The 7,631-nt window shown below is 72.7% G+C and carries 7 protein-coding genes; 6 read left to right on the top strand and 1 reads right to left on the bottom strand.

From position 1 onward, the window contains the following. Positions 1–559: 559 nt before the first annotated feature. The 4 genes from IE249_RS30055 (at position 560) to IE249_RS30040 (ending at position 6,197) form a co-directional block, all read left to right on the top strand. The gene (locus IE249_RS30055) at positions 560–2,284 is read left to right on the top strand and encodes a serine/threonine-protein kinase (RefSeq protein ID WP_189709819.1); all 1,725 of its coding nucleotides are present in this window, start codon (positions 560–562) and stop codon (positions 2,282–2,284) included. 135 nt (positions 2,285–2,419) lie between these two features. Continuing rightward, positions 2,420–3,655, top strand: a complete 1,236-nt coding sequence (locus IE249_RS30050) for a serine/threonine-protein kinase (protein ID WP_189709817.1) — start codon at positions 2,420–2,422, stop codon at positions 3,653–3,655. A gap of 234 nt (positions 3,656–3,889) precedes the next feature. Further along, entirely contained in the window at positions 3,890–5,002 is a 1,113-nt protein-coding gene (gene prfB / locus IE249_RS30045; protein ID WP_189709816.1) for a peptide chain release factor 2, read from the top strand. 268 nt (positions 5,003–5,270) lie between these two features. Continuing rightward, positions 5,271–6,197: a hypothetical protein gene (locus IE249_RS30040; RefSeq protein WP_189709815.1), complete on the top strand. Its 927-nt coding sequence runs from the start codon at positions 5,271–5,273 to the stop codon at positions 6,195–6,197. 153 nt (positions 6,198–6,350) lie between these two features. Here IE249_RS30040 and IE249_RS30035 read toward each other — a convergent pair whose 3' ends face one another. Beyond that, complete coding sequence (locus IE249_RS30035; RefSeq protein ID WP_133931420.1) at positions 6,351–6,542, bottom strand: hypothetical protein; 192 nt, start codon at positions 6,540–6,542, stop codon at positions 6,351–6,353. Positions 6,543–6,810: 268 nt separating this feature from the next. On the opposite strand from IE249_RS30035, the gene ftsE reads away from it, so the two are divergent. Both ftsE and IE249_RS38930 read left to right on the top strand, forming a co-directional pair. Continuing rightward, positions 6,811–7,500, top strand: coding sequence for a cell division ATP-binding protein FtsE (gene ftsE / locus IE249_RS30030; protein WP_030943440.1), 690 nt, complete (start codon positions 6,811–6,813; stop codon positions 7,498–7,500). Between the two features lie 42 nt (positions 7,501–7,542). Next, positions 7,543–7,631: hypothetical protein (locus IE249_RS38930; RefSeq protein WP_229859556.1), on the top strand; the 89-nt coding region annotated here is incomplete at its 3' end.

Genomic DNA, 7,631 nt, shown 5'->3' with positions numbered 1-7,631 from the left:
CCGCGGGCGCCGTGACCAGCACGTCGCGGCTCGCGGCGCGGCGCCGCGCGTCGGAGGACGGGCCCAGCGGGTCTACGACGGTCAGCCGGATCTGCATCGCCGTCAGCGGTCCCTTCTGCGCGGGCGCCCGCGAACGGCAGGGGCGAAGCCGCCCCGCGGTCCCCCACCGCGGACTTCCCCCACCGCCGCACGAGCACGTCGGCCAGTTCTGGAGGCATCCTCGCACCTGCCACTGACACCGCGCCCGCCGCCCACTGCCAAGTGATCTTGATTGGTCGGCTCTGCCCGCAAAAGTGCCTGTCCAGTGACCCGCGACTGTCCGGATGAGGCCCGCTTGAGATCGGTCACGTCCGCCTCTGGCAACCAACCGACCCGAGCCGAGCGTCTTCCCGTCGAACATGTACGGCATCCCGCGCGTAAGTCGCCTCGTAGGGACGCGAGCGCAGTATCACGACCGCCCGGTAGCACACAGGGCGGCACTACAGTGGGTCGGAACACCCGCTGAAGGCCCCGCCGGGCGCGGGGGACCAGGCAAGCAAGCGATCAGGGAGCGCATGACGTGCGGCCGGTAGGCAGCAAGTACCTCCTGGAGGAGCCGCTCGGACGCGGCGCCACCGGGACCGTCTGGCGAGCCCGCCAGCGAGAGGCGGCGGGCGCCGAGGCGGCCGTGCCCGGTCAGCCCGGAGAGACCGTCGCCATCAAGGTCCTCAAGGAGGAGCTGGCGAACGACGCGGACGTCGTGATGCGGTTCCTGCGGGAGCGCTCCGTGCTGCTCCGGCTGACCCATCCGAACATCGTCCGGGTGCGCGACCTGGTCGTCGAGGGCGATCTGCTCGCCCTGGTCATGGACCTCGTCGACGGCCCCGACCTGCACCGCTACCTGCGGGAGAACGGCCCCTTCACCCCGGTCGCCGCCGCGCTGGTCACCGCCCAGATCGCCGACGCGCTCGCCGCGAGCCACGCCGACGGGGTCGTGCACCGGGACCTCAAGCCCGCCAACGTGCTGCTCCAGCAGGCCGGCGGCCAGATGCACCCGATGCTGACCGACTTCGGCATCGCCCGGCTGGCCGACTCGCCCGGCCTCACCCGCACCCACGAGTTCGTCGGCACGCCCGCCTACATCGCGCCCGAGTCCGCCGAGGGCCGCCCGCAGACCTCCGCCGTCGACATCTACGGCGCCGGGATCCTGCTGTACGAGCTGGTCACCGGGCGTCCGCCGTTCTCCGGCGGGTCGGCCCTCGAGGTCCTCCACCAGCACCTGAGCGCCGAGCCGCGCCGCCCGTCCACCGTGCCCGACCCGCTGTGGACGGTCATAGAGCGCTGCCTGCGCAAGAACCCCGGCGAGCGGCCCAGCGCCGAGAACCTCGCGCGCGGTCTGCGCGTGGTCGCCGAGGGCGTCGGCGTACACGCGAACGCCGCGCAGATCGCCGCCGCGGAGGGCGTCGGCGCCCTGCTCGCGCCGGACCCCGCGCCCGCGACCGTGCCGGCCCCCGACGTCCTCGGCGCCGCCGACCCGACGCAGGTGCTGCCGCAGGGCGCGGCGTCGTACGACCCGAACGCCGCGACCAGCTTCCTGCCGCACACCGGCGGACCGGGCGGCCCCGGGAACGCGCCGGGGGCGGCCGACCCCACCACCGTGCTGCCGCACCACGCCGCGGCCGATCCCACGCGCGTGGTGCCGCCGATGCCTCCGGGACAGCCCGGCGGCGGCCCCCAGGGCGAGCCCGGGCAGCCCGAGCAGCCGCACCCCTGGCAGACGCAGCTGCGCGCCGCCCGTGACCGCAACGAGCAGACGCAGGTCCAGTACCTCGACCCGGGCGAGGACCCGCTGCGCCGCCGTCCCCAGCGGCAGGTCGCGCGGCCGCAGCAGCAGCCGCGCCGGCAGGCCCCGCAGCCGCAGCCCCAGCAGCAGGGCGGTTACGGCTACGCACCGCAGCAACAGCCGCAGCAGTACGCCCCGCCGCAGCCCCAGCAGCCGCGCCAGGGACGGCAGGCCCAGCGGTACGCCCCGCCGCCCGCGCCCGAGCCCCAGCGGCCCGCGCGCGAGCCGAGGCCGCCGCGGCAGCGCGGCGCGAACCCGATGAAGATCCCCGGGCTCGGCTGCCTCAAGGGGTGCCTGTTCACGATCGTCATCCTGATCGTGGCGGGCTGGCTGGTGTGGGAGCTGAGCCCGCTGCGGGAGTGGATCGGCACCGGCCGGAGCTACTGGGGAGAGCTGACGCACGGAGTGCACCAGGTCTCCGGGTGGCTCAAGAAGGTGGGAAGCGCCGTCCAGGGCAACTGAGGCCGGCCCGGGCGTGCCGCCGGGCGCCGAGTTCGGGGATTTGTCGACACCCGGCGGGTGATTTCCGTCTCCGCGGTGAAGGTTGGCTCGCCGGACGCGTAGCTTTGTCGGCAACACGCGTCTGTAGGAGCAGTCTTGGCACGGAAGATCGGCAGCCGGTACACCGCCCACCAGATCCTCGGGCGGGGCAGCGCCGGCACGGTGTGGCTCGGCGAGGGGCCGGACGGGCCCGTCGCCATCAAGCTGCTGCGCGAGGACCTGGCGTCCGACCAGGAACTCGTGGGCCGCTTCGTGCAGGAGCGCACCGCGCTGCTCGGCCTCGAGCACCCGAACGTCGTCTCCGTACGTGACCTCGTGGTCGACGGCAACGACCTCGCCCTCGTCATGGACCTGGTCCGCGGCACGGACCTGCGCACCCGGCTGGAACGGGAGCGCAGGCTGGCGCCCGAGGCGGCGGTGGCGATCGCGGCCGACGTGGCGGACGGGCTGGCGGCGGCGCACGCGGCGGGGGTCGTGCACCGTGACGTCAAGCCGGAGAACGTCCTGCTGGACATGCAGGGACCGCTCGGCCCCGGCGGGGCGCACCCCGCGCTGCTGACCGACTTCGGCGTGGCCAAGCTCATCGACTCGCCCAAGCGGACGCGCGCCACGAAGATCATCGGCACGCCGGACTACCTGGCTCCCGAGATCGTGGAGGGCCTTCCCCCGCGGGCGGCGGTGGACATCTACGCGCTGGCGACCGTGCTGTACGAGCTCCTCGCGGGCTTCACCCCCTTCGGCGGGGGGCATCCGGGGGCGGTGCTGCGCCGGCACGTCACGGAGACCGTGGTGCCGCTGCCCGGCATCCCCGACGAGCTGTGGCAGCTGATCGTGCAGTGCCTGGCCAAGGCCCCGGCCTCGCGGCTGCGCGCCTCCGAGCTGGCGGCGCGGCTGCGGGAGCTGCTGCCGATGCTCACCGGGATGCCGCCGCTGGACGTGGACGAGCCGGACACCGAACCGCTGGAGGAGCCGCCGGCGGAGACCGGTGCGCAGGCGCCCGCGGCGGGCGGGGAGCGGGCGCGGCGGCGGGGGGCGGTGCCGCTGGTGCCGGGGGCGCGGCCCGACTCCAACCGGGACACGCATACGTCGATGAGGGTGCCGGCGCCGGACGAGCTGGCGGGCGGGGCGCTGGGGACCGCGCGGGTGCCGCGGGCCTCCGGGGCGCCGCGGCCCGGGTCCGCGCGGCACCGGGCCGCCGCGCGGCGGCGCCGGGTGACGCTCGGGATCGCCGGTGCCGTCCTGGTCGCCGCGCTGGGGGCCGGCGCCTGGTGGGCCACCTCGGAGGGCGACCAGGCACCGCCGCCCGCCAACTCCCACTCGACCGCACCCTAGCCGCGGCGCGGACAGCGGGCGGCCCCCGCCCTCGGGGCTCCGCCCCGAATCCCGGCGGGGGCTGCGCCCCCTGCACCCCCCCGTTTCCCACCCACCCGACTCGGTGGGTCATAGCGTGACCGTCCCCGGGGCTCCGCCCCGGGCCCCGGCCGGCCGGCCCCGGTCGCGAGGCCGCCGCCCGGCGGAGCCGGTGGGCCGGGGCGGCCCGGTTGGCGGAGCCGTTACGCTGGGGGTGTGGCAGTCGTCGATGTATCCGAAGAGCTGAAGTCCCTCTCCTCCACCATGGAGTCGATCGAGGCCGTCCTCGACCTGGACAAGATGAGGGCAGACATCGCCGTGCTCGAGGAGCAGGCGGCCGCGCCGTCCCTGTGGGACAACCCGGACGAGGCGCAGAAGATCACGAGCCGGCTCTCCCACCTCCAGGCCGAGGTCAGGAAGGCGGAGGCGCTCCGCGGCAGGATCGACGACCTCGGTGTGCTCTTCGAGCTCGCCGAGGCCGAGGACGACCCGGACACCCGCACCGAGGCCGAGGCCGAGCTCGTCGCCGTCAAGAAGGCGCTGGACGAGATGGAGGTCCGCACCCTCCTCTCCGGCGAGTACGACTCCCGCGAGGCGCTCGTCAACATCCGCGCCGAGGCCGGCGGCGTCGACGCCGCCGACTTCGCCGAGCGCCTCCAGCGCATGTACCTGCGCTGGGCCGAGCAGCGCGGCTACAAGACCGAGGTCTACGAGACGTCGTACGCCGAAGAGGCCGGCATCAAGTCGACCACCTTCGCCGTCCAGGCGCCCTACGCCTACGGCACCCTCTCCGTCGAGCAGGGCACCCACCGCCTGGTGCGCATCTCGCCCTTCGACAACCAGGGCCGCCGCCAGACGTCCTTCGCGGGCGTGGAGATCCTCCCCGTCGTCGAGCAGTCCGACCACGTCGACATCGACGAGTCCGAGCTCCGCATCGACGTCTACCGCTCCTCCGGCCCCGGCGGCCAGGGCGTCAACACCACCGACTCCGCCGTGCGGATCACCCACCTCCCCACCGGCATCGTGGTCTCCTGCCAGAACGAGCGCTCCCAGATCCAGAACAAGGCCACCGCCATGGCCGTCCTCCAGGCCAAGCTGCTCGAGCGGCGCCGTCAGGAGGAGCAGGCCAAGATGGACGCCCTCAAGGGCGACGGCGGCAACTCCTGGGGCAACCAGATGCGTTCGTACGTCCTGCACCCGTACCAGATGGTCAAGGACCTGCGGACCGACTTCGAGGTCGGCAACCCCGAGGCCGTGTTCAACGGCGAGATCGACGGTTTCCTCGAGGCCGGCATTCGCTGGCGCAAGCAGCAGGAACAGCAGAGCTGATTGATTTGTCGACAAGGCAACTGCCGCTCCGCGAGCGGTAGTTGCCGCAGTCGTCATACTCACATTCTTCTCTTCCCGGCAAAGAACCCGTACCCGGACATCGCGTGCGCAACGGCCTTGACGTTGCTGTGAATTGTGGGAAGGGTGATGGGCGGCATGCGTGTCTCTGGGGCGCATGTGAACCGGGGGGCTCCATCGTTCTGCACCTCCGTTGATCACTGCCCCGAGCGCGGCCCATTCGACGATCGCTACTGGGGGTAGCAACCACATGACCAAGAAGACACGGATCCGTGTCGCGCGTATAGCCGCCGGCGCCGTGATAGCCGCGGGCGCCTCGCTCACCGCCGCGGGCGCCGCTTCCGCCCTCGACGCCAACGTCCAGGTCGGCCCGGTCGTCCTCGGTGTCGCGGCGGACGGCGGCGCCACCGAGGGCACGACCGACGGTGGCACCGAGGGCAGCACTGAGGGCGGCACCGAAGGCACCAGCCAGGGCAGCAGCGAGGGCGCCTCCGTGGGCGTCTCCGAGGGCACCTCGACGGGCACCTCCACCGGCACGTCCACGGGTACGTCCTCCGGGACCTCCGAGGGCACCTCCACCGGTACTTCGACCGGCACCTCCACCGGCACCTCCACCGGCACCTCCACGGGTACGTCCTCCGGGACCTCCGAGGGCACCTCCACCGGTACCTCGACCGGCACCTCCACCGGTACCTCCACGGGTACGTCCTCCGGCACGTCCGAGGGGACCTCCACCGGTACCTCCACCGGCACGTCCTCCGGTACCTCGACGGGCACCTCCACCGGCACCTCCGCGGGCTCCACCGGCGGCGGTTCGGGCAACGGCGGCGGTTCCGGCAACTCCGGCGGCTCCACCGGGGGTTCCAGCGCGGGCGGCTCCGGCTCCACCGGCGGCTCGACCGGCGGTTCCGCCACCGGCGGTTCCGGCACGGTCGGCGGCACCGGCCCGGACGGCGGCGGCAACAACACCGTCCCGCAGGAGCAGGGCTCCTCGGCGCTCACCGAGACCGGCTCCGACAACAACGCCGCCCCGCAGGGCAACGGCAAGCAGCTGGCCGAGACGGGTGCCGGGCAGACCGCGTTCCTGCTGATCGGCGCCGCGACGATGATCGCCGGCGGTATCGGCTTCCGGATCCTGCCGCGCGTGATGGGCGGCCGCGGCGGCGCCGCCGCCTGAGCGTAGCCGCGCTCTCACGGTAAGTGGACGGAAGGGCCCGGAGGCATATGCTCCGGGCCCTTCGCCCATCTCGTCTTCAAGAAGTCCGGGAACTCTCAGGAGCTCTAGGGAAGTCCCGGGATTCCCGGGGCCGGCCCTCCCGGACCGGCTCGCCTACGCGGTCTGGTGCGCGAGCAGCGCCACCGCCGCGATCAGCACCGCGAGCAGGGCGATCAGCGCCATCGGGTTCAGGCCGGCGAGGAAGTTCTCCTGCTGCAGCCGCTCGCGGTTCGCACGGCACACGGGGCAGCGGCCCTCGCTCACGGGCGCCGCGCAGTTCGCGCACACCAACCGGTCGTACGTCATGCGCTCGCCCTCCTTGCACCGGTTCTACTCACACAACGCTCACGGACACGCGAACGTTCCCCTCTCCACAATGCCAGGTTCCCCGGGATTCAGCGCGGGGTCCCGGAAGACCCCGGGCGGCCGTGCGCGGGGGCCGCCTGCGCGGGTCGCGCGGACAAAACGTACAACTATCCACCAACCCTGCCCCAACCCCGACCGGCGACTGCGCACCCACACCCGACTCGCGTATGGTCACGCTCATCTACCCCCGGCGACCCGTGGTGCATCCGTGATCCGATTCGACAACGTCTCCAAGGTCTACCCCAAGCAGACCCGCCCGGCCCTCAGGGATGTCTCCCTGGAGGTCGAGAAGGGCGAGTTCGTGTTCCTGGTGGGGTCCTCCGGCTCCGGAAAGTCCACCTTCCTGCGGCTGATCCTCCGCGAGGAGCGGTGCAGCCACGGCCAGGTGCACGTTCTGGGCAAGGACCTCGCGCGCCTGTCCAACTGGAAGGTGCCGCAGATGCGCCGCCAGCTCGGGACGGTGTTCCAGGACTTCCGCCTCCTGCCGAACAAGACGGTCGCCGAGAACGTCGCCTTCGCGCAGGAGGTCATCGGCAAGTCCAAGGGCGAGATCCGCAAGTCCGTGCCGCAGGTGCTCGACCTCGTCGGGCTCGGCGGCAAGGAGGACCGGATGCCCGGCGAGCTCTCCGGCGGTGAGCAGCAGCGCGTGGCCATCGCGCGGGCCTTCGTCAACCGGCCCAAGCTGCTGATCGCCGACGAGCCCACCGGCAACCTCGACCCGCAGACCTCCGTCGGCATCATGAAACTGCTCGACCGCATCAACCGCACCGGAACCACCGTGGTGATGGCCACGCACGACCAGAACATCGTGGACCAGATGCGCAAGCGCGTCATCGAGCTGGAGAAGGGCCGCCTCGTCCGCGACCAGGCTCGCGGCGTCTACGGCTACCAGCACTGACCGCCGCCCGAGACACGTCCACGAAAGGCTTGACCGAAGGCCATGCGCGCCCAGTTCGTCCTGTCGGAGATCGGTGTGGGTCTCCGCCGCAACCTGACGATGACCTTCGCGGTCGTCGTCTCCGTCGCCCT

This window comes from Streptomyces anandii JCM 4720 (assembly GCF_014650655.1).
GTDB classification, from domain to species: domain Bacteria; phylum Actinomycetota; class Actinomycetes; order Streptomycetales; family Streptomycetaceae; genus Streptomyces; species Streptomyces anandii.
Note: the sequence above shows the minus strand (reverse complement) of the source record. Positions and strands in the feature narration are given on the sequence as shown.

Excerpts from the sequence above, each read along its gene's own strand:
- IE249_RS30040 (WP_189709815.1), top strand. The coding sequence starts at position 5,271 with ATGACCAAGAAGACACGGATCCGTGTCGCGCGTATAGCCGCCGGCGCC.
- IE249_RS30035 (WP_133931420.1), bottom strand. The coding sequence starts at position 6,542 with ATGACGTACGACCGGTTGGTGTGCGCGAACTGCGCGGCGCCCGTGAGC.